Raw genomic sequence first — 19,207 nt, forward strand, 5'->3', positions numbered from 1 at the left:
GGGACGGATCGCGGGCGGGCATCCGGCGACGAACTGAAGGGGAGACAGGCAGTGCCGGCAACACCACCCCAGCCACGCCGTACCGTGGCGATCATCCTGCTGGACCGGATCGTGGCCCTCGCCACGGCTGCCCGGCGGGTGCTCACCGGTCGGGACGACGCCTCGCGGGTCACCTGGGTGGCCGTCATCGCGGTGCTCGGGGTGCTGGTCGCGACAGCCGTCCTCGTCGGCGGGGTGCTGCGGACGCCGGAGAAGCTGGCCCCGGTGACGCTCGACCCGCCACTGTCGGTCGACCAGGTGGGCACACCGCCGGCCGGCACACCCCGGGCGCAGGCGCGACCGGCGGCCACCAGCCCGGCGGTGGCCGCTCCCCCGCCGACCGCCTCGGCCACCGCGGTCCCGCCGACCGTCGGGGCCACGACCACGCCCGCGCCGACGGGTTCGCCCGTCGCACCCACACCGGCCGCCCTGAGCGCCGACTTCGCCATCGAGGACAACGCCCTGCTCAGCTATGGCGCTGCCGTGACGATCACCAACCCCGGGCCGGCCTCTAAACCACAGTGGACGTTGGTGCTCACGTTGCCCCGGGAGTCACTGCGGGTCAGCGCTGTCGAGGGCGCGCGGGTCAGCCACGACGGCGCGGTGTGGACGTTCGCGCCGGACGAGAGCGCCGGCCAGCTGCCCGGCAGCGGGTCGGTCCGGGTGACGTTCCGGGTCAACGGCGCGCCCGCCGGCGCCGCCCCCCAGGCGTGCACCATCGACGGAGCCGCCTGCACCGGTCTGCCCGACTGAGGAAGTCCTCAGTGGACCGCGACGGGCGGCTCAGCGCTCTCGCGCTGCTGGCGCAGGGCCGGCAGAGCCGGCGCGAGCGCCAGCAGCATGGCCAGGCCGGCCACGGGTAGCAGGTCGAGGGTGACAACCGGCAGGGCGATGCCGGCGCACAGGAGCGGCACGCTCCACCACGGCAGCCGCCGACGCGCCGCGAGCATGCCCGCGAGGACGACCAGGCCGAGGAAGAAGAACTGGGGTACGACGTCGTAGAAGGCCACCTCGACGCCGGGGATGTCCTTGAAGTCCGCGCCGAGCGCCGACATCTCGGCCCGGTCCGCGGCCAGGAGCCCCTCCACGATGTCGGCGCCGAACTGCACCATCGTCGCGGCGAGCCCGACCATGGTGAGGGCCACCACCCCGGTGCGCCAGGGGCTGCGGGGCAGGAGGCGGGACAGCGCGAGCACACCCGGGACGAAGCACACCATGCCGGCGAGCGCGACCAGGTGCGCGGCCTGCCAGTCGATCCCCGGCCCGTACACGTCGTCGGATCGTGCCCACAGGCGGACCAGGCCGTAGGCGGCGATACCGACCGGTCCGGCGATCACGGAGAGCGCAGCGCGTTTCATGCCGGTCATCATCTGGCCGTCGGCGCCCCGCCGACCTCCGGGAAGATCCCTCGCCGGGCCCTGGGTCCCGCCTCAGGTTTTCCACCCAGCAGACCCTTGGTGCCGGGACGGTGGTCGGTCGGGGCCGCGCCCGTCAGGCGCGCCAGATCACCTGAGCGCCGGCCAGCGCGGCCTCCTGGTACGGCGTCCGCGGCGAGTCCGCGGCGATGACCTCCACCGGCCACTTCTGCCGCAGCGCGACCCAGAGATTCGACGTCACGCCCGAGTACGTCGAAAGCTCATCCGCGCCCTCGGCGACCCGCAGCACGTACGTCCACGCCGCCGCGTCCGGTGCGCCGTCCAGTGGCGTCCGCCAGGCGCGGTGCAGGCTACGGCCGTGGCGGCGTGGGGCGTCGACGGACAGGAGGGTGTCGGCCGGAGCCGGGTCGGGCGCGTCCGCGGGGCCGTCGACGCTGAACCGGTACGACAGCGGCGGCACCTGCGCGATGGCCGGCACGTCGGCCAGGTCGGCGCCGTCGGGCTCACCGATGAAGGCGCGCAGCAGGGCCCGTTCCTCGCTGGTGATCCCGACGCCGTAGAACGCCAGGCTGAGCAGGAGGGTGGCGTCGGCCAGGTCGAACTCGCCCGCGGCGTAGTTCTCCCGGACGGTGCCGAGGACATCGTCGGGGAGCCGGCCCGCGAGCCGCCGGCACACGTCGGCGACCGTCGCGTACGTCTTCGCATCCATTGCGTTCATTTCTTTTTGTAGTCGCCGAGCTCGGTCCGCGTGACAGTGCCCTGGTCGTCCTGGACCACCCTAATGATCTTGTTGCCCTTCGGGCCCTCCCAGGTCCAGCTGCCGTCGCCGCCGACGTCGGGATTACTGTAACGGGGAGGGTTGCCCATCGGGATTCCCTGCGGAGCGGGGTTCGGCGCCGGCGGGTTGCTGATGACGCCCGGGTTGGTCTTGTCCGGCGGGAAGGCGGTACGGATCTCGCCGTCGGCGAGCACCGTCGTCTTGACCTGCACACCATCGACGACACCGACGTAGTCGTAGGCCCACGCCGGGTTGCCGTCCGCGTCCTTTGTCGGGTACGGCCCCTTGTTCGGCGGCCCCTGCTGCGTCACCTGGTGCGCGGCGTCGAGGATCTTCGCCTCGTCCCAGCTCTTCGGGAACTCCGTCTTGTTGGAGAAGCCGGTGCCCGCGAGGTGGCCGCCCTGTCGACCACCGTCGCCCTCGATGATGTGCTTCCTCGACGCGTCACTGTGATGGATGCCGTCCGCCGTCGGCGGCTTGGTCGGCGCGGGTGGTGGGGTCGGCTTCGCCGGCTTGGTGTTGCCCGGCCCCTGGCCGACCCCCGGTGGATGGCCCTGCTTCGCCGCCTGGCCGGTGGCCTGCTGAGCACTGGAGATGCCCTTGCCGGCGTTGATGCCGCCGTAGCTCTTCGGGGGCTTTCCCGCGCCGCCACCGCCACCCGTGCCGCCGCTACCGCCGCCGGGTTTTCCGGGCTTCGCCATTGACGCCTTATCCGTTCAGGATGCGGGTGAGGTTGGTCAGGCTGGTGATCAACGCGCCGACGTACATGAGGATGCGCCCGCCCCACTTGACGACGGCGGCCGTGATCTGCGCGGCGATGACCGGGATCGTGACGACGAAGATGGCCTCGACCGCCCAGACGATCACGCGGGCCACGAGGTCGGCGATGAGGTCGCGCACGATGTCGCGGGTGAAGGCCACCAGGTTGCCGGCGCCCTCGGTGGCCGCCGCCATCGCCGCGGAGACCGCGCCGAGCCCGCCGAGCGCCTCGACGTTGTGGTCCATCAGGCCGTGGTAGGCCACCGCGGCCTGGCCGTACCACTCGGGCAGGTCGCCGTCGAGGTGCGCCCGCAGGTCGTTGGCCATGCTGTGCAGCTCGGCGGCCATGTTGTTCCAGGTGGCGGCGTGTGCGGCAACCACGTCGGGCATGCCGGTGAGGTTGTCGAGCATCTCCCGCAGCGGCTCGAAGTATTCCATCGCCCAGCCCAGACCGTTGGCGAGCAGCGCGCTGAACGGATCGAGCACCGTCACCGCCGCGTCGAGCCCGAACGCGGCGCCCGCGAGCAGGTCGTCGACCCAGCCCTCGCTCCTGATCGCGTCGACCAGGCCCTCGACGCTGTCGGCCAGGGAGGCGCCCGTCCAGGCCTCCCGGGTCGAGGTGACGTCGGCGACCAGTGACATGTCGGTCATCGCGTCGCCCTCATCGGGTCAGCTGGCTTTCCACGCCGCTCATCAGCGTGGCGTTGTCGCCGTCGACAGTGTCGTAGCCGTCGGCAGTCTGCCGCAGCCCCGTGGCGGCCAGCGTCAGATTCTCCTCGACCTCCGCGAACAGCTCGTCCTGCCGAGCGTGCTTGCCCGCCAGGACTCCGGCGATCCAGCCGCAGAGCAACCCGTACGCCGAGTCGTCCTGGGTGATGTGCGCGCTGGCCGCCTTCACCGCCGCGAAGCGCCCCGCCAGCGCCTCGATGTTGCGCGCGTGGGCGCGGATCTCATCCGCGTCGACCGCGAACCCGTCGTTCACCAGAATCACCGCCAGCCTCGGTGCCGTCAGCTCGCCGCGCCACACCGTCCATGATCATCAATGGCGGAGTCTAACAAGCGCTCACCTTCGCGGTGACCCCCCGTCAGGCTCGCCCGGCGGGCGTCGCACGGGCGGCGGCAACGCTCGCGCTCCCCGGTGGCGAGCATCGCTCATGCTGGAGTGGTGATTCGCTTCGTACTGAATGTGCTGTGGCTCATCTTCGGCGGTGGCATCGTGCTGGCGGTCGGGTACGGCGTCGCCGCACTCGTCTGCTTCCTGCTTGTCGTCACGATCCCGTTCGGTGTGGCGTCGCTCCGACTCGCCGTCTACTCGCTGTGGCCCTTCGGCCGCACCCTGGCGCCGAAGCCCGGCGCGGGCGTCGCGTCCGGGTTGGCGAACGTCCTCTGGCTGGTGCTGGCGGGCTGGTGGCTCGCGCTGTCCCACATCGTCGCGGGCATCGCCCTCTGCGTGACGATCATCGGGATTCCGTTCGGCATCGCCAACTTCAAGCTCGTGCCGGCGGCGCTCTGGCCCCTCGGCCGCGAGGTCGTGGACCTGCCCTGAGCTCGGGAGATGGGGACTCCCAGTCCCCCGCCACTTCTAACATATAGCGCACTGGGGGGCTTGCGGCAAGACCCGGGTCGTGCCGCAAAATCGTCGGCCGAGGCCCAGAATCTGCCGAAATGGAAGTCATCATTTGAATTCCTCGCCTACCTCCGTGTTCGCTCTCCCCCCGCACCTCTCCCCCAAGGCCGACCCGGCGCTGATCGCCCGGGACGAGCAGCATTTCGCGACGATGGCGGCGAGCCTCGAACGGCTGAACGCCGAGCTGTCCGAGCGCCTTGCCGCCGAGCGCAGGGCGCCCGGCGGCAAGGGCCGGCAGGCGATGGACCGGGACGAGGAGATCCGCCGGCTGACCGGCCGCCTGCGCACGCTCAGTCGCTTCGGCCTGGACCTGTGTCTCGGCCACGTGGTCGGTGCCGACGACCCCGAGCCCGTGTACGTCGGACGGCGCGGCCTCACCGACAGCACGGGTCAGCGGCTGCTGCTCGACTGGCGCTCCCCCGCCGCCGAGCCGTTCTTCGGCGCCACCCACGCCAACCCGATGGGGCTGGCCAGCCGTCGCCGCTACCGGTGGACACGCGGCCGGATCAGCGACTACTGGGACGAGGTGTTCACCCCGGACGGGTTCGTGGGGCACGCCGTCGCGCTCGACGACCAGTCCGCGTTCATCGCCAGCCTGGGCAGCGCCCGATCGGCCCGGATGCGGGACGTGCTCAGCACCATCCAGGCCGACCAGGACGCCATCATCCGGGCGGGATCGGCCGGCGCGCTGGTCGTGGACGGCGGCCCGGGCACCGGGAAGACCGTCGTCGCGCTGCACCGCACCGCCTACCTGCTCTACTCGGACCCCCGCCTGGGCCACCGCCGGGGCGGCGTGCTCTTCGTCGGGCCGCACCAGCCCTACCTGGCCTACGTCGCCGACGTCCTGCCCAGCCTCGGCGAGGAGGACGTGCAGACCTGCACCCTGCGGGACCTCGTCGAGGAGGGCGGCGCGGCGACCGTCGAAGCCGACCCGGACGTGGCCCGGCTGAAGTCCTCGGCGGACCTGGTCGGGGCGATCGACGCGGCGGTCCGGTTCTACGAGGACCCGCCGGTCAAACCGATGACTGTCACGACCGACGAGGCCGACCTCTGGCTGAGCGCCGACGACTGGGCCGACGCGTTCCAGGCGCCGGGGCCGGGCACCCCGCACAACGAGGCGCGCGACGAGATCTGGGCGGAGTTGCTCACGATCCTCGTCGACAGGTACGAGGGCGACGAGCCGGACGACGTGCTGCGCAGGTCGCTGTCGCGGAACCGGGAGCTGCGCGCCACCTTCAACCGCGCCTGGCCGTTGCTCGACGCGGCAGACCTGGTGGGAGACCTGTGGTCGGTGCCCGCGTACCTGCGCACCTGCGCGCCCTGGCTCAGCCCGGAGGAGGTCCGGACGTTGCAGCGCGACGACCCCCGGGCCTGGACCGTGTCCGACCTGCCGCTCCTGGACGCGGCCCGGCGGCGCCTCGGCGACGCGGCGCGGCACCGCCGGCACGACCCCGCCGCCGCAATGGAACGCGAGCACCGGGCCCGGGTCATCGACGAGCTGCTCGCGGCCGACACCTACGACGACGGCGAGGGCCTGCTGACCATGCTGCGCCAGCCCGACCTGCGCGACGCCCTTGTCGACGAGTCCGCGCTGCCCACCGCCGAGCCGGACCTGCTGGCCGGCCCGTTCGCGCACATCGTCGTGGACGAGGCCCAGGAGCTGACCGACGCCGAGTGGCAGATGTTGCTGGCCCGGTGCCCGTCGCGCAGCTTCACCATCGTCGGTGACCGCGCCCAGGCCCGACACGGGTTCACCGAGTCGTGGCAGGAACGCCTTGAGCGGATCGGGCTCGACCGGATCACACTGGCCTCGCTGAGCATCAACTACCGCACCCCGCAGGAGGTCATGGCGGAGGCCGAGCCGGTCATCCGGGCCGTGCTCCCGGACGCCAACGTGCCGACCTCCATCCGCGGCAACGGGCTCCCCGTCGTGCACGGTTCCGTCGCCGAGCTGGACGCGATCCTCGACGCCTGGCTCACCGAGCACACCGACGGGACGGCCTGCGTGATCGGTGACCCGGCGTTCCCGCCGACGTCGCGCGTCCGATCGCTGAGCCCGGAGCGGGCCAAGGGTCTCGAATTCGACCTGGTCGTCCTGATCGACCCGGCCGCGTTCGGCACGGGCGTCGAGGGCGCTGTGGACCGCTACGTCGCGATGACCCGGGCGACCCAGCGACTCGTCGTCCTGACGAGTCGCTGAGTCGCCCGGTTGGCCGATCGGCCCGCAGCGTCAGTTGCCGAGCGTGACGTGCAGGATCTTCTCGTTGCTGTTGTTCGGGGTGCTGTCCTTGTCGCCGACGGTGGTGGTGGTCAACCACAACCCGCCGTCGGGAGCCGGCTCCACCGTCCGCAAGCGACCGTAGGTGCCACTGAAGTACGTCTGCACGTTCGTCAGGCTGCTGCCGCTGATCACCGCGCGGTACATCCGAGCACCCCGCGTACAGGCCACGTAGAGCGCGTCCCGCACGATCGTGATCCCGGAGCAGGACCCCTCCGAGGTCGGGTAGGTGCGGGCCGGCGCGATGAACCCAGCGGTGCCGCAGGTGCCGCTGGTGCCCTCGCACGCCGGCCAGCCGTAGTTGCCGCCCTTCGTGATCAGATTGGTCTCATCCATGATCGAGTTGCCGAACTCCTGCTCCCACAGGCGGCCCTGCGAGTCGAACGCCAGCCCCTGCGGGTTGCGGTGGCCGTAGCTCCACACGTAGTTGCCGAACGGGTTGTCCGACGGGACGGTGCCGTCCGGGTTGAGCCGCAGGATCTTGCCTTCGAGGCTCGACCGGTCCTGTGCGTAGTTGCCGTTCTGGGCGTCGCCCGTGCTGGCGTACAGCTTGCCGTCCGGGCCGAACCGCAGGCGGCCACCGTCGTGGTACTTGTTGCGCCGGATGCCGCTGACGAGCACCTGCTCGCTGGCGGTGTTGAGTCGGCCGTTCTCGAACCTGATCCGGACGATCCGGTTGTCGCTGGGTGAGGTGTGCATGATGTACAGCCAGCGGTCGCTGGTGAAGCTGGTCGAGACGGCGAGCCCGAGCAGGCCGCCCTCACCCTCGGTGCTCTGCACGTTCGGCACCGTGCCCAGGTTGGTCTTGGCCCCGGTGGTGGGGTTGAGCTGGATGATGTCGTGCGCGTCGCGGCGGTTGTAGAGGACGGTGCCGTCCGGCAACGTCACAAGCCCCCACGGGATGTCGGTGTCGGTGGTCACCTGACGCACCCCGCACACCGGGTTGCCGCAGCCCGCGCCGGTGGTCACCGTCGTGGTGGCGCTGCGCGACGAGACGTTGCCCTGCGCGTCCCGGGCCACCGCGTAGTACTGGTACGCGGTGTTCGCCGCCAACCCGCTGTCGGTGAAGGTGGTCACCGGTGGCGCGCCGGTGACAGTGCCGACCTGCGCGCCACCCCGGAAGATGTCGTACGCCCGGACGCCGACGTTGTCGGTGGACGCGGTCCAGCGCAGGGTCACAGTGGTGCCCGACGCGCTGCCGGTGAGCTGTTGCGGCGCGGTCGGCGCCTGGGTGTCGGACTGACACGGCGGGGGCGTGATCGACACTGTGGCGCTCGCCTGGGAGACGTTGCCGGCGGCGTCGCGGGCGTTGACGTACAGGCCCCAGGTCGCTCCGGCGACCACGGTGAGGCTTGTGGACAGCGTCGAGCCGCTCACCGACGTCATCAGCTGACCGTCGTGGTAGATGTCGTAGAAGGCCACCGCGACGTTGTCCGTCGAGGCGTTCCACGCGAACGTCACGGAGTTGCACGTCAGGCCGCTGACCCGCGGGCTGCCCGGAGCCGTGGGCGGGGAGGTGTCGGAGCTGCCCAGGGCCGTCGTCCACCGCTGGTTGCCCTGCCCGTTGCAGGTCCAGAGGCCAACCGGGGTGCTGTTGGCGGTGCCGGCGCCGTTGACGTCCAGGCACAGGCCGGACTGGACGCCGACGATGGTCCCGTTGGTGTTGATCCGCCAGCGCTGGTTGGCGCCACCGGTGCAGGAGTTGATCTGCAACGAGGCCGGCGCTGTGGTGTCCTGGCCGACCACGTCCAGGCACATCGTCTCGCCGTAGACCCGCAGCTCCCCGGCCGAGGTGAAGGTCCAGGCCTGGTTGGCCTGACCGTTGCAGTCGTAGATGTCGATGCCGGTGCCGGCCGTCCGGACGTTGCCGACGACGTCCAGGCAGCGGCCCGACGCCGCGCCGACCACCGTCGAGGCCACCGCGGCCGATGCCGGCACGCCGACCGCGACGCTCAGCAGCGTCACCGCCGCCATCGCCGCCGGCAGCAGCCGTCGTCGTCGTGCCTGACGTGGGTTGGGCCGCGCGAAGGCTGACATCCGTCCTCCAGGATCGGGGCGTCGACCGGACCGACCCGGCGCCGGACGACCCGACGCCCGACCAAGTCGAACTATGACCATCGATAATCAAAGATGGGTTGACGGTGCATGTCAAACGATGTCACTCGATCGGTGACAAAGCCCCAGATCGATGCGATGTCCGGCGGACGCGGGGCAGCGCGGGCGGGTCAGTTGCCCCGCAACGACTCTCGGACGTGCCGGCGGGCGTGGTGGATCCGGGACTTCAGCGTGCCGACCGGAATGCCCAGTTGCTCGGCGATCTCCTGGTAGTCCAGCTGGCACAGGTCCCGCAGCACGAGTGCCGTCACCAACTCCGGACGGTGGGCCTCCAGCCGGTCCAACGCGTCGAGCAGGTCGAGACGTGACCCGGCGATGACGCTCGTCGTACGGGGATCGGCGACCTCGACGGGCAGCAGCGGGCTCGGCCGCTCGGCCGCCCGTCGCCGCAGCGACCGGTAGGTCTGGCGGGCGCAGTTGGCGACCACGGCGTGCAACCAGGTCGAGAAGAGCGACCGTCCCTCGAATCGCTCGATGTGCCTGGCCACCTGCATCAACGCGTCCTGCGCCGCCTCCTCCGCGTCCTGCCGGCAGGGCAGGAACCGCCCACACTGCTCAAGAACCCGCGGACCGATCGCCGCCAGCAGCTCGTCCAGTGCCGCCGGGTCGCCGGACGCCGCCCGACGCGCCAGCTCCTCGGTCGACGACCCGTCCACCACTGGCGCTCCCCCCGCTCGTGCGACACCGCAGCTCCGGTTGCCGGATAATACGGCCGTGTCCATCCCGCCGCAGATCGGCCGGTACCGCGTCGCACGCCCGGTCGGCGCCGGCGCGTTCGCCACCGTGTGGCTGGCGTACGACGACGAGTTACAGGCCCCCGTGGCCGTGAAGGTGCTCGCCGACAACTGGTCGCAACGGGCCGACATCCGGGCGCGTTTCCGCCAGGAGGCCCGGTTCATGCGGCAGGTCGACTCCGACCACCTGGTCCGTGTGTTGGACATCGGCGAGCTGCCCGACGGCCGGCCGTACCTGGTGATGACGTACGCCGGTGGCGGCACGCTCGCCGATCGGCTGGCCGACGGCCCGATGCCGGTACGCGAGGCGCTGCGGACCGCCGCCGACATCGCCCGGGCGGTGGCCGTCCTGCACGACAACGGGGTGCTGCACCGCGACCTCAAGCCCTCCAACGTCCTCTTCGACACCACCGCCACCGGCGCCCGGGTGCTCGTCGCCGACCTGGGACTGGCCAAGGCACTCGCGCACGCCAGCGGGTTCACGCTTGTCGCCGGCACGCCCGGCTACATGGCGCCGGAGCAGCTCGTCGCTGGCGGCGCGCTGGACGCGCGTGCCGACGTCTACGCGATCGGCGCCCTGACCCGGCACATGATGACCGGACTGCCGCCGGGGCAGACGACCGAGGCGACGGGTGTGCCCGCCGCTGTCGAACGCGTCGTCCGGCGGGCTCTGCATCGTGATCCGGGCCGCCGCTGGCCGACCGCGGCCGCGTACGCCGCCGCGCTGGAGGGTCTGCTGGCGGCCCGAACGGGTCCGGTCCGGCCGACGCCGCGACGCATCCGCCGGACCCTCACCACCGTCGGCGCGGTGGCCGCGACGCTGGTCATGACCGGTTCGTCGGCCGCCTCCGCCACACCCCCGGGCTGGACCCGGGTGCGCGACGTGACAGGCACCGTCTCCGTCGCCGTACCCGACAACTGGGCCAGGCAGCTGCGCGACGGCGGTTGGAAACCGGCAGTGCTCGGACTGCCCGACGACCACGGCCCCGGCCTGCTCGTCGGGCCCGACCTCGGCGACTGGGCCGACGTGGACAGTCCGACGCCCGGGGTGTTCGTCGGGGTGAGCCCGTCGCTCACCGGCACGGCGGTCCAGCCGGCGCTTCCCGACCACCCCGGTTGCACCCGGGCTGCCGACCGCACGGTCACGGTCGGCAGCCTCCGCGGGAGCGCCCGGCGCTGGACGCGGTGCGCCGACACCGCGCTGTCCTTCAGCGAGGTCACCCTGGTCGCGGCCGAGGCCACTCTCGGCGTCTACGTCCAGATCAGACAGACCGGTGGCGCCGACCGCACCGACGAGATCCTGGACACGCTGCGCCTGGACGCCCCCACGGCCTAGTACCGTTCCCAGTTCCCGCTGCCGTCGGCCTTGCGCCACCGGCGGGTCTCGGTGCCGCCGTCGAGCCTGCGCACTGTGGCCTCCACGTTCTGGCCGACCAGCCGGTACGAGACGAACGTCATCACCCGGTCACCTGCGGAGCTGGGCTCGTCCCCCTTGATGACCGGCCACGCGTACCGTCCCCGGCCGTTGTCCGAGAGCTGCACGGGCACGAGCGCCTGGCGTCGTGCGGCGTCCGGGTTGCCCAGTTCGACGAGGACGAGCGCGTCCTCGGTCGACGGCGCGTTCGCCGGCTCCTCGACGATGAACTCCCCGTACACCGGCCGCGCGCCGCCCGGCAGGATCCGGCACGGCACGTCGAACCCGTTCGACCCGTCGCGGAACGCCACGGCGTCGTCGGACTCGCCACAGAAGTCCAGGTTGCGGATCACCGCGTCGGGCCAGTTGGTCCGCCTGATCTCGCTCAGCTCGGCGGCCGGCCCGGAGGTGCGGCTGACCGGCTCGCCCGGGGTGGGACCACGGGTGGCCGAAGCGCTCGGGTCGGCGGTTGTCGGTGCCGTCGACGCCGGCGGGCTCGCGCTGGCGGACGGGGAGCCGGCGGGCGCCGCGTCGCCGTCGACCCGGTCGACCGACGGCGTGCAGCCGGCCACGAACGTCACGGTGAGCGCCACACCGACGAGCAGTTTGCCGCGCATGGGCGGTCCTTTCCTCTGCGGGATCTGTCACAGGGTTTGATGCCCCGGCACGGGCGGTGGTTCACGCGATGGGGGCGGCGATCCTTCCTCCGTCGGTACCACCGGTCCTCCTCCTCAGGTCGCACCCGCATTGCCGTCCCGCGCCGGATGGTTCGGCCCGTCCGGTCGAACAGGCTGGGGCCATGGCATCGGGTGACGCCGTACGGACCCGCTCCGGACACCCGGTCGCCGGGAGAGGCACCGGCAGACATGCGCTTTCGTACCGTTCTTCGACCCCACCCACCCCGTCCCCCGGCAACGATCGGCCGACTCGGCGCGATGCTGGCGGCCACGGCCCTCGTCGCGGTGACCACCGCGGGCTGCGGCGCGTCGCCCGGCAGCCCGGCCCCGCCGGTCGACACTCCGGCCGCTCCCGCCGGCCCGAGCGGCCCTGGCCCCGCCCTGACCGAGGCCGACGCCAACGCCTGGCTCGACGGCCTGCTGCCGGCCGCGCTCGACCGCACCGACATCGCCGGGGCCACCGTCGCCGTCGTCCACGACGGCAGGATCATCACCACCCGGGGGTACGGCCACGCCGACACCGGTGACGGTGGCACCGGGGCGGTACCTGTCGACCCGGACCGGCACCTCTTCCGGATGGGGTCGGTGTCGAAGCTCGTCACCGCCACCGCCGTCCTGCAACTCGTCCAGAGCGGCAAACTCGATCTCGACGCCGACGTCGAGACGTACCTCGACTTCGACCTGCCGCGCCGCTACGAGCGGGCCGTCACCCTGCGGCACCTGCTGACGCACACCGCCGGTTTCGAGGAGCGGATCGCCGGCCTCATCGGCACCGACGACAGCGAGGTCGACCTACGCCGGGCTCTGGTGACCGACCCGCCGGAGCAGATCTACGAACCGGGCACCGTCCCGGCGTACTCCAACTACGGCAACGCGGTCGCCGGTTACGTCGTCGAACGCGTCAGCGGGACGCGCTTCGAGGAGTACGTGCGGCGCAACATCCTGGACCGGGCGGGCATGCCGTCGTCGAGCTTCGAGCAGCCGCTGCCGGCGGCGCTGCGGGATCGGATGTCCAAGGGGTACGACACCTCCGCCGCGCCCGCCGCGCCCTTCGAGATCGTCGGCACTCCCCCGCCCGGCGCGCTGAGCGCCCCGGCGACGGACATGGCACGGTTCATGCTCGCCCAACTCGGTGAGCCGGTGGGGTTCGGACCCCTGCTGGACCGGTCGACCCGCGAACTGATGCAGCGTCCGGCGCTCGACGCGACGTCGCTCGGCACGCTTGCCGACGGACCCCGGATGACTCTCGGTTTCTTCGACGAGAGTCGCAACGGGCACCGGATCCTCGGCCACGGCGGCGACACCACGTACTTCCACACCCACCTGCAGATCTACCCCGACGACCGGGCCGGCATCTTCCTCTCCCTCAACAGCAACGGCTCCGGCGCCCTCGCCAGCCACGAGCTCCGTCAGTCGGTGGTGAACGGCTTCGCCGACCGCTACTTCCCCGCCCGCGACGGGCGGCCGACCGCCGGCGTCGACCCGGCGACCACTGCCGAGCACGCCGCGCTGGCCGCCGGCACGTACGAGTCCTCACGCGCGGTGCGCAGCAACTTCCTGACCGCCATCGGCCTTGTCGGTCGCACGACGGTCAGCATCGCCGACGGCAACCGGCTGCTGTTCGAGCCGGGCCCGCTGTCGGACTCGCCCGCCCGCTACGAGGAGGTGTCGCCGTGGGTCTGGCGTGAGGTCGGCGGCCAACGGACGATCGCCATGCGGGCAACCGACGACCGGGTCGAGGCCATCGGTTTCGACTCCGCGTTCGCCCTGCTGCCCGTCGCGCCCGCACGCGGCTCCGCGGTGGCCGTTCCGGTGCTCGCCGGGTCCACCGTCGTGCTGCTGCTCGCCGTCCTGTCCTGGCCGATCGGCGCGCTCGTCCGCCGCCGGCTCGGCCGCGCCCCCCGCGAGCGGGCCGGGCGCACCGCACGGATCCTGAGCCGCGTCGCCGTCGCCGGTACGCTCCTCGCGTTCGCCGGTTGGGTGCTGAGCATCAGCAGCATCATGAGCCTGCACGACGTTCCCAGCCCGGTCCTGCGCGCCGTGCAGGTGCTGCAACTGGTCGGCCTGCTCGGGGTGCTGCCCGCCGCCGTCCGGCTGGCCGACGACGTCCGACGCCACGTCGGCTGGCCGAGGATCGCCGGCAGCGCCCTGCTCCTGCTCGCTCTCGCCGGTGCGGGCTGGTTCGCCGTGGAGTTCCGGCTGCTCGCGCCTAGCATCTCCTACTGACCCGCCTGACCCGGGACGACCCGGAGCGAGGATGCGCACCGCATGAGGGACCACACCGGCACCGACCCCGGCTCGCCGCGACCGACGAGGTGGCTCGACAAACGGCTCACCCGACTCGGTGTGACAGGGGTGTTCCCTCGGGACTGCCTGCTCGCGGTGGCGCTGACCGTCACGACCTTCGTCCTGCTGACGGTGCTGCTCCGGTTCGTGGCGCCCGAGGACGGGGTGTCCTTCGACCCGACGCGGGCCGGACTGCTCATCGCCGTCTGCTGCGCCCAGGCGATGCTGCTGTGCCTGCGTCGGGTCCGCCCACTGCTCTGCCTCGCGCTCGTCGTCGGCCTCCAACTGCTCGTCATCGGCGTTTCGCTGCCCGAGGCGACAATCCGGGGCGTCGCGCCGTTCGTCGTGGCGTACACCATCGGGTCGTTGCTGCCGTTTCGGCGCGCGCTGCTTGCCGTCGGCGCGGCGGTGCTGGCGGAGTCGATCGGGGCGGCCTTCGTGGTGACCCCCGACGTGGTGACGGCGATCGCGTACGTCTCCGCGAGCGCGCTGACCTACCTCAGCGCGACCTTCGTCGGCAGCTACGTGGCCACGTCCCGACGCTACGTCGAGTTGGTCCAGGTGCGAGCGGAGGAGGCGATCCGGGAACAGCAGACCAAGGTCCAGGGGGCGATCGGCGCGGAGCGCACCCGGATGGCCCGGGAGCTGCACGACGTGGCGGCCCACCACCTCTCCGGCATGGTCGTGCAGGCGGCCGCGGTCGAGCGGTTGATCGACCGCGACCCGGCAGCCGCGAAGGCCGGGGTGGCCTGGATCCGGAGCCAGGGCAAGGAGACACTGGACAACCTGCGGCTGGTCGTCGGTGTGCTGCGCGGCCGTCCGGGACCCGAGGGCGGCGACGGCGCCGCACCGGTGCCGGGCCTGGGCATGCTCGACGACCTGGTCCGCACCGCGGACAACCTCGCGGGTCCGGTCGAGCTCGTCCGCGAGGGGCAGCAGCGCGAGGTGTCGCCGATCGCCGACGTCGCGCTCTACCGGATCGCGCAGGAGTCGCTCAGCAACGCCCGTCAGCACGCCCCGGGCGCGGCGGCGCGGGTGGTGCTCACCTTCCAGCCCCGCTCGGTGTCGCTGGAGGTGGTGAACGAACCGGCCGCCCGGCGTACCGTGCCGGCGGCGCGGACCGGCGGTGTCGGCCTGGTCGGGATGCGCGAGCGCGCGCAGCTGATCGGAGCGACGTTCGCGGCCGGCCCGACCGCGGCCGGCGGATGGTCGGTCACCGCGACGCTACCGACGAACGACCCCGTCGCGTCGCAGCCGAAGGGAGAGTCCCCAGCATGATCAGAGTGATGCTCGTCGACGACCAGGCGGTCGTCCGCGCCGGCTTCCGCGTCATCCTCGAAGAGGCCGCAGACCTCGAGGTCGTGGCCGAGGCGTCGAGCGGTACGGCCGCCGTCGAGTTGGCCCGTCGGCTGCAACCGGACGTGATCTGCATGGACGTCCGGATGCCGCACGGCGACGGGCTCACCGCGACCCGACAGATCGTCGCGGACGCCACCGGAACGCCACCGGCGGTGCTCGTGGTGACGACGTTCGACCTCGACGAGTACGTCTTCGGCGCGCTGGAGGCCGGCGCCAGCGGATTCATCCTCAAGGACTGCGAGCCCGACGACCTCATCGAGGCGGTGCGTCGCCTCGCCGGCGGGTACGGCCTCGTCGACCAGGCCGTCACCCACCGGGTGATCTCGGAGTTCGCCAGACGCACCCCGGCTCCCCGCTCGGACGCCGCGGCGGCCCACCAGCTGACCGCGCGGGAAACCGAGATCGTGCAGCTGCTCGCGCAGGGGCTGTCCAACGTCGAGATCGCCGACCGGCTCTTCATCGAGACCAGCACTGTCAAGTCGCACCTCGGGCGGGCCATGGCCAAGATCGGCGCACGGGACCGGTTGCAGACCGTCGTGTGGGCGTACCAGAACGGGGTCGCCCGGCCCTGACGGACCCTACGGTCGCGGTGCCGTCGACGGCACGCGGCTCGGCCAGCAGGGCGAGGACCCGGGCCCGCGCGAAAACGTCGACAGTGGACACCCGCGGAGTACGATCCCGCTCGTACCGCAGCCGTGATCTCCCACCGACGACCCCTCGATAGGAGCCTGGCATGGCCGGCACCGACGCCGAACTCGCCGCAAAGCTTCAGCCCGACGTGCCGCACGCGGCCCGGATCTGGAACTACTGGATGGGCGGCAGTGACAACTTCCCGTCCGACCGGGCGGCCGGCGACGCCGTCGCCGAGGTCTACCCGGAGATCGTCCTCATGGCGCAGCAGTCGCGCCTGTTCCTGACGCGGGTCGTGCGTCACCTCACCGCCGAGGCGGGCATCCGGCAGTTCCTGGACATCGGCACCGGCCTGCCCACCATGCAGAACACCCATGCGGTCGCCCAGGGCATCGCGCCCGACTCACGAATCGTCTACGTGGACAACGACCCGATGGTGCTGATGCACGCGCGGGCTCTGCTGGCCAGCACGACGTCCGAGGGTGTCACCACCTACGTCCCCGCCGACTACCACCAGCCGGAGGAGATCCTGGCCGAGGCGGCGAAGACCCTCGACTTCGACAAGCCGATCGCTGTGATGTTCATGGGCGTCATGGGCTACGAGCCCGACCTCGACGTGGTGCGTTCCATCGTCGAGCGGACCATGGACGCGGTGCCGTCCGGCAGCTATCTCGTGCTCTGGGACGGCACCGACACCAGCCCGGCCGTGGTGTCCGGCGCCGAGCGGCTGGCACAGAGCGGCGGCGTTCCGTACATCCTGCGCAACCCGGAGGACCTCGACACCTGCTTCTCCGGGCTGACGAAGGTGGAGCCGGGCCTCGTGCCGATCCCGCTCTGGCGACCGGTCGATGCCGACGCCGTCGGCATCGACGCCTACGGCGCGGTGGCCCGTAAACCCTGATCCGCGGGCCCCCGCCCCGCCTCCGCCGTGACGGCGGAAGCGGGCCGGGGTTCGCTCACGGAGCGCACGCCATCGTCAACCCGTCGGGCACCGCGCTTGTCGCCACGAGCAGACCGAACGTCGTCACACCGTCGAGCGCCAGCTTGCCGTTGTACGAGGCGTTGCGGACCGCGACGTCGACGCCGACGGTCTCGGCCACCCCACCCCAGACCGACTGGATGCGCTCGTCTCCGGACCACCGCCACGAGACGCGCCACCGGTCCAGCGGCTCGGTCCCGGTGTTGCGGACGGTGACCGTGGCGACGAACCCGCTGCCCCAGTGGGCGTCGATCGTTGCCGTGGCGCGGCACGCGGCCAGCGGGGCGGTCCGAGCCGACCCGATGGTGTACGGGTCCCGCTTGCCGTTGGGGTCAGTGAACCGGTACCAGTACTCGGTGTCGGGCGTCAGCTGGTCGATGGTCACCGTGCCGGCGCGCTCCGGCCCGGAGACGGCCGACGCCACCGGCGCCCGCCACTGCTGGGCGTCCTCGCGGCTGGCGAAGAGGCTGACGGTCATCGGCGGGTCGTAGCCGCACGGCGGCCGGAAGAAGATCGAGTACGAGATGGTCACGCTGGTGGTGGTGACCCCGGCCACGCCGGCGGTGATCGGTATCGCCGGCGGGCAGGTGGGCGACGGCGTGGGCGTGGAGGTGGGCGACGGCGTGGACGTGGAGGTGGGCGACGGCGTGGACGTGGGCATGGGCGTCGACTCTGCGGTGCCGGCCGCCCCGCCCGCGAGGGCGAGCGCCACGGTCGTCGCGGCGAGGAAAATGCGAAGCATCGGTACCTCCGGTGGTTACCGGGCACCGATGACCAAGGTGGGTGACGGTGCCGCGCTCGGGTTTCCGGTCCCCGACGAGGGCTGCCCGGCACGGGTGACCTGACCACCTCGTGCGCCCCGCGGGCCGGAGAAGTGTGGTGCGCGCTGGCTCCCGAGCACGACCGAACCACAGCATCGCAGTCGATACACATCGATGCAAGCGCGCACCAGCACGCTCGTCTACGGCATCAGCTGATCGAGTTGTGGACCGGAACCCAGCGCAGGCTCCGACCGGTGTCACAGGGGGCACGCGTTCCGGGGTCACGTCCCGGGAGACGGGGCCACCCGCACTCTGTCGCTCTCGTTGTCGGAGAGGAACAACGCCAGCGCGTGCCCCTGCTCCGCGACGGCGGCGCGGTCGGCTCGACTGAGGTTGGTCAGTGGGTCGACGGTCACGGTGCCCGCCTCGACGGTCCAGGTCGCGGCGACCCGGCCGTCGACGAGCACCACGCGCGCGCCGGCCACCGAGAGGAGGCGGTGCGCGTCGTCGATGATCCGGCTGCGGTCGTCGTAACCGAGGATCGCGTTGTCGAACGCCGGCAGGAACCGCACCGGGGCGGGTGTCTGCGGATCGGGTCGCGGCGCGTCGGGCAGGTCGATCAGCTTCCGGCCGCGCTCGTCGCGGAAGGTCACCAACTCGTCGCGCATCCCGGCGACCGCGGCCGGCAGGCCGGCGAGACCGCACCAGGCGCGCAGGTCGGCGGTGGCAGCCGGTCCGAACGCGGCCAGATAACGACGAACGAGCACCTGCCCGACCGGATCGGAGCCGTCTTGAGCCGGCGGGTCGACCTTCCGGCCCACCCACGCGGAGAGCAGGACGTGACGCGGGCCCCCCTTCGCACGCCACACGCCGCGCGGTGGCAGTTGGACCAGCGGGAGGAGCGCGACGGCCATCTCGCCCAACGCCCGTGGCCCCGACGCCGGCCAGCGTGCGGCGAGCGTCCGCCCGAGCTCCGGCATCGAGCACGGCTCACCGTCGGCCAGCAGCTCCCGGGCCGCCGCGGCGAGCTCGTCGAGGTCGACGCCGTTCAACTCGCCACGGTAGACCCCGAGAACGCGTTGGCGCAGCATGGCGTCGTGCCGGGAGCGCCAGGCCACGGCGTCGTCGGCGACGACCAGGTGGACGGTGCGACGCATCAGGTGGGTACGCACCACGTGTCGCTGGGTCAGCAGGTGCGACAGCACCACCGGGTCGAAGCCCCGCAGCCGCGACCACAGCCCGACGAACGGCTCCTGCGGCTCCTGGGCCTGGAGACCGCCGAGGTGCACGACGGCGTCGGGGACCGGCATCTCGGCGCGGTCGAGGAGCAACTGCCGGGCGAGCGTCGCGCGGTTGAGCGCCCGCGAGTCGAGGACTGTCACGTTCTCATTCTCC

General features: G+C 72.1%; 19 protein-coding genes. 9 read left to right on the plus strand and 10 right to left on the minus strand.

The features are described 5' to 3' along the window. The first annotated feature begins 51 nt into the window (after positions 1-51). Positions 52-792: a cellulose binding domain-containing protein gene (locus ACQPWW_RS20475; protein ID WP_433124758.1), complete on the plus strand. Its 741-nt coding sequence runs from the start codon at positions 52-54 to the stop codon at positions 790-792. A gap of 8 nt (positions 793-800) precedes the next feature. Here ACQPWW_RS20475 and ACQPWW_RS20480 read toward each other — a convergent pair whose 3' ends face one another. The 5 genes from ACQPWW_RS20480 to ACQPWW_RS20500 form a co-directional block, all read right to left on the minus strand. Beyond that, positions 801-1,397 carry a hypothetical protein gene (locus ACQPWW_RS20480; protein WP_433124760.1) on the minus strand — a complete coding sequence of 199 codons (597 nt, stop codon included), beginning with the start codon at positions 1,395-1,397 and terminating at the stop codon, positions 801-803. A gap of 133 nt (positions 1,398-1,530) precedes the next feature. Next, complete coding sequence (locus tag ACQPWW_RS20485; protein WP_433124761.1) at positions 1,531-2,133, minus strand: hypothetical protein; 603 nt, start codon at positions 2,131-2,133, stop codon at positions 1,531-1,533. Continuing rightward, complete coding sequence (locus ACQPWW_RS20490) at positions 2,130-2,894, minus strand: EndoU domain-containing protein (protein ID WP_433124762.1); 765 nt, start codon at positions 2,892-2,894, stop codon at positions 2,130-2,132. Before ACQPWW_RS20490 ends, ACQPWW_RS20485 begins: the two co-directional genes overlap by 4 nt. Before the next feature lie 7 nt (positions 2,895-2,901). Next, positions 2,902-3,603 carry a WXG100 family type VII secretion target gene (locus ACQPWW_RS20495; RefSeq protein ID WP_433124763.1) on the minus strand — a complete coding sequence of 234 codons (702 nt, stop codon included), beginning with the start codon at positions 3,601-3,603 and terminating at the stop codon, positions 2,902-2,904. Positions 3,604-3,613: 10 nt separating this feature from the next. Continuing rightward, positions 3,614-3,934: a type VII secretion target gene (locus ACQPWW_RS20500; protein WP_433124765.1), complete on the minus strand. Its 321-nt coding sequence runs from the start codon at positions 3,932-3,934 to the stop codon at positions 3,614-3,616. 183 nt (positions 3,935-4,117) lie between these two features. Here ACQPWW_RS20500 and ACQPWW_RS20505 point away from each other — a divergent pair, with 183 nt between their 5' ends. Both ACQPWW_RS20505 and helR read left to right on the plus strand, forming a co-directional pair. Continuing rightward, the gene (locus ACQPWW_RS20505) at positions 4,118-4,498 is read left to right on the plus strand and encodes a YccF domain-containing protein (RefSeq protein WP_433124767.1); all 381 of its coding nucleotides are present in this window, start codon (positions 4,118-4,120) and stop codon (positions 4,496-4,498) included. A gap of 154 nt (positions 4,499-4,652) precedes the next feature. Beyond that, positions 4,653-6,779, plus strand: a complete 2,127-nt coding sequence (gene helR / locus ACQPWW_RS20510) for an RNA polymerase recycling motor ATPase HelR (RefSeq protein ID WP_433124768.1) — start codon at positions 4,653-4,655, stop codon at positions 6,777-6,779. Positions 6,780-6,809: 30 nt separating this feature from the next. On the opposite strand, the gene ACQPWW_RS20515 is transcribed toward helR, so the two are convergent. Both ACQPWW_RS20515 and ACQPWW_RS20520 read right to left on the minus strand, forming a co-directional pair. Then, on the minus strand, positions 6,810-8,894 hold the full coding sequence (locus ACQPWW_RS20515; protein ID WP_433124769.1) for a PQQ-dependent sugar dehydrogenase: 2,085 nt from the start codon (positions 8,892-8,894) through the stop codon (positions 6,810-6,812). 188 nt (positions 8,895-9,082) lie between these two features. After that, entirely contained in the window at positions 9,083-9,628 is a 546-nt protein-coding gene (locus tag ACQPWW_RS20520) for an RNA polymerase sigma factor (RefSeq protein WP_433124770.1), read from the minus strand. 58 nt (positions 9,629-9,686) lie between these two features. Here ACQPWW_RS20520 and ACQPWW_RS20525 point away from each other — a divergent pair, with 58 nt between their 5' ends. Next, entirely contained in the window at positions 9,687-11,042 is a 1,356-nt protein-coding gene (locus tag ACQPWW_RS20525; RefSeq protein WP_433124772.1) for a serine/threonine-protein kinase, read from the plus strand. On the opposite strand, the gene ACQPWW_RS20530 is transcribed toward ACQPWW_RS20525, so the two are convergent. Then, on the minus strand, positions 11,039-11,737 hold the full coding sequence (locus ACQPWW_RS20530; protein ID WP_433124774.1) for a hypothetical protein: 699 nt from the start codon (positions 11,735-11,737) through the stop codon (positions 11,039-11,041). The two genes, ACQPWW_RS20525 and ACQPWW_RS20530, sit on opposite strands and share 4 nt — an antisense overlap. Positions 11,738-12,055: 318 nt before the next feature. Here ACQPWW_RS20530 and ACQPWW_RS20535 point away from each other — a divergent pair, with 318 nt between their 5' ends. The 4 genes from ACQPWW_RS20535 to ACQPWW_RS20550 all read left to right on the plus strand — a co-directional run bounded on the left by ACQPWW_RS20535 (position 12,056) and on the right by ACQPWW_RS20550 (position 16,973). Further along, positions 12,056-14,023, plus strand: coding sequence for a serine hydrolase domain-containing protein (locus ACQPWW_RS20535; protein WP_433124775.1), 1,968 nt, complete (start codon positions 12,056-12,058; stop codon positions 14,021-14,023). 42 nt (positions 14,024-14,065) lie between these two features. Next, positions 14,066-15,361 (plus strand): sensor histidine kinase, encoded by a 1,296-nt coding sequence (locus ACQPWW_RS20540; RefSeq protein WP_433124777.1) that lies wholly within the window; start codon positions 14,066-14,068, stop codon positions 15,359-15,361. Further along, positions 15,358-16,014 (plus strand): response regulator, encoded by a 657-nt coding sequence (locus ACQPWW_RS20545; protein WP_433124779.1) that lies wholly within the window; start codon positions 15,358-15,360, stop codon positions 16,012-16,014. Before ACQPWW_RS20540 ends, ACQPWW_RS20545 begins: the two co-directional genes overlap by 4 nt. Before the next feature lie 161 nt (positions 16,015-16,175). Continuing rightward, positions 16,176-16,973 (plus strand): SAM-dependent methyltransferase, encoded by a 798-nt coding sequence (locus ACQPWW_RS20550; protein ID WP_433124781.1) that lies wholly within the window; start codon positions 16,176-16,178, stop codon positions 16,971-16,973. Between the two features lie 55 nt (positions 16,974-17,028). Here the strand turns inward: ACQPWW_RS20550 and ACQPWW_RS20555 are convergent, their stop codons facing one another. After that, positions 17,029-17,583 (minus strand): cellulose binding domain-containing protein, encoded by a 555-nt coding sequence (locus tag ACQPWW_RS20555; protein WP_433124783.1) that lies wholly within the window; start codon positions 17,581-17,583, stop codon positions 17,029-17,031. Between ACQPWW_RS20555 and ACQPWW_RS20560 the strand changes: the two genes are divergently transcribed. Then, entirely contained in the window at positions 17,576-17,896 is a 321-nt protein-coding gene (locus ACQPWW_RS20560; protein WP_433124785.1) for a hypothetical protein, read from the plus strand. The genes ACQPWW_RS20555 and ACQPWW_RS20560 overlap by 8 nt on opposite strands. A 197-nt stretch (positions 17,897-18,093) precedes the next feature. Here ACQPWW_RS20560 and ACQPWW_RS20565 read toward each other — a convergent pair whose 3' ends face one another. Next, a complete protein-coding gene (locus tag ACQPWW_RS20565; RefSeq protein ID WP_433124786.1) occupies positions 18,094-19,194 on the minus strand; it encodes a winged helix DNA-binding domain-containing protein in 1,101 nt (366 codons plus the stop codon). Positions 19,195-19,207 lie beyond the last annotated feature (13 nt).

Source organism: Micromonospora sp. CA-240977, assembly GCF_050942285.1.
Classification (GTDB): domain Bacteria; phylum Actinomycetota; class Actinomycetes; order Mycobacteriales; family Micromonosporaceae; genus Micromonospora.

Coding starts and splice junctions, on each gene's coding strand:
- ACQPWW_RS20480 (WP_433124760.1), bottom strand. CDS start 1,397: ATGAAACGCGCTGCGCTCTCCGTGATCGCCGGACCGGTCGGTATCGCC.
- ACQPWW_RS20485 (WP_433124761.1), bottom strand. CDS start 2,133: ATGAACGCAATGGATGCGAAGACGTACGCGACGGTCGCCGACGTGTGC.
- ACQPWW_RS20490 (WP_433124762.1), bottom strand. CDS start 2,894: ATGGCGAAGCCCGGAAAACCCGGCGGCGGTAGCGGCGGCACGGGTGGC.
- ACQPWW_RS20495 (WP_433124763.1), bottom strand. CDS start 3,603: ATGACCGACATGTCACTGGTCGCCGACGTCACCTCGACCCGGGAGGCC.
- ACQPWW_RS20515 (WP_433124769.1), bottom strand. CDS start 8,894: ATGTCAGCCTTCGCGCGGCCCAACCCACGTCAGGCACGACGACGACGG.
- ACQPWW_RS20530 (WP_433124774.1), bottom strand. CDS start 11,737: ATGCGCGGCAAACTGCTCGTCGGTGTGGCGCTCACCGTGACGTTCGTG.
- ACQPWW_RS20535 (WP_433124775.1), top strand. CDS start 12,056: ATGCTGGCGGCCACGGCCCTCGTCGCGGTGACCACCGCGGGCTGCGGC.
- ACQPWW_RS20540 (WP_433124777.1), top strand. CDS start 14,066: ATGAGGGACCACACCGGCACCGACCCCGGCTCGCCGCGACCGACGAGG.
- ACQPWW_RS20545 (WP_433124779.1), top strand. CDS start 15,358: ATGATCAGAGTGATGCTCGTCGACGACCAGGCGGTCGTCCGCGCCGGC.
- ACQPWW_RS20550 (WP_433124781.1), top strand. CDS start 16,176: ATGGCCGGCACCGACGCCGAACTCGCCGCAAAGCTTCAGCCCGACGTG.
- ACQPWW_RS20560 (WP_433124785.1), top strand. CDS start 17,576: ATGGTCACGCTGGTGGTGGTGACCCCGGCCACGCCGGCGGTGATCGGT.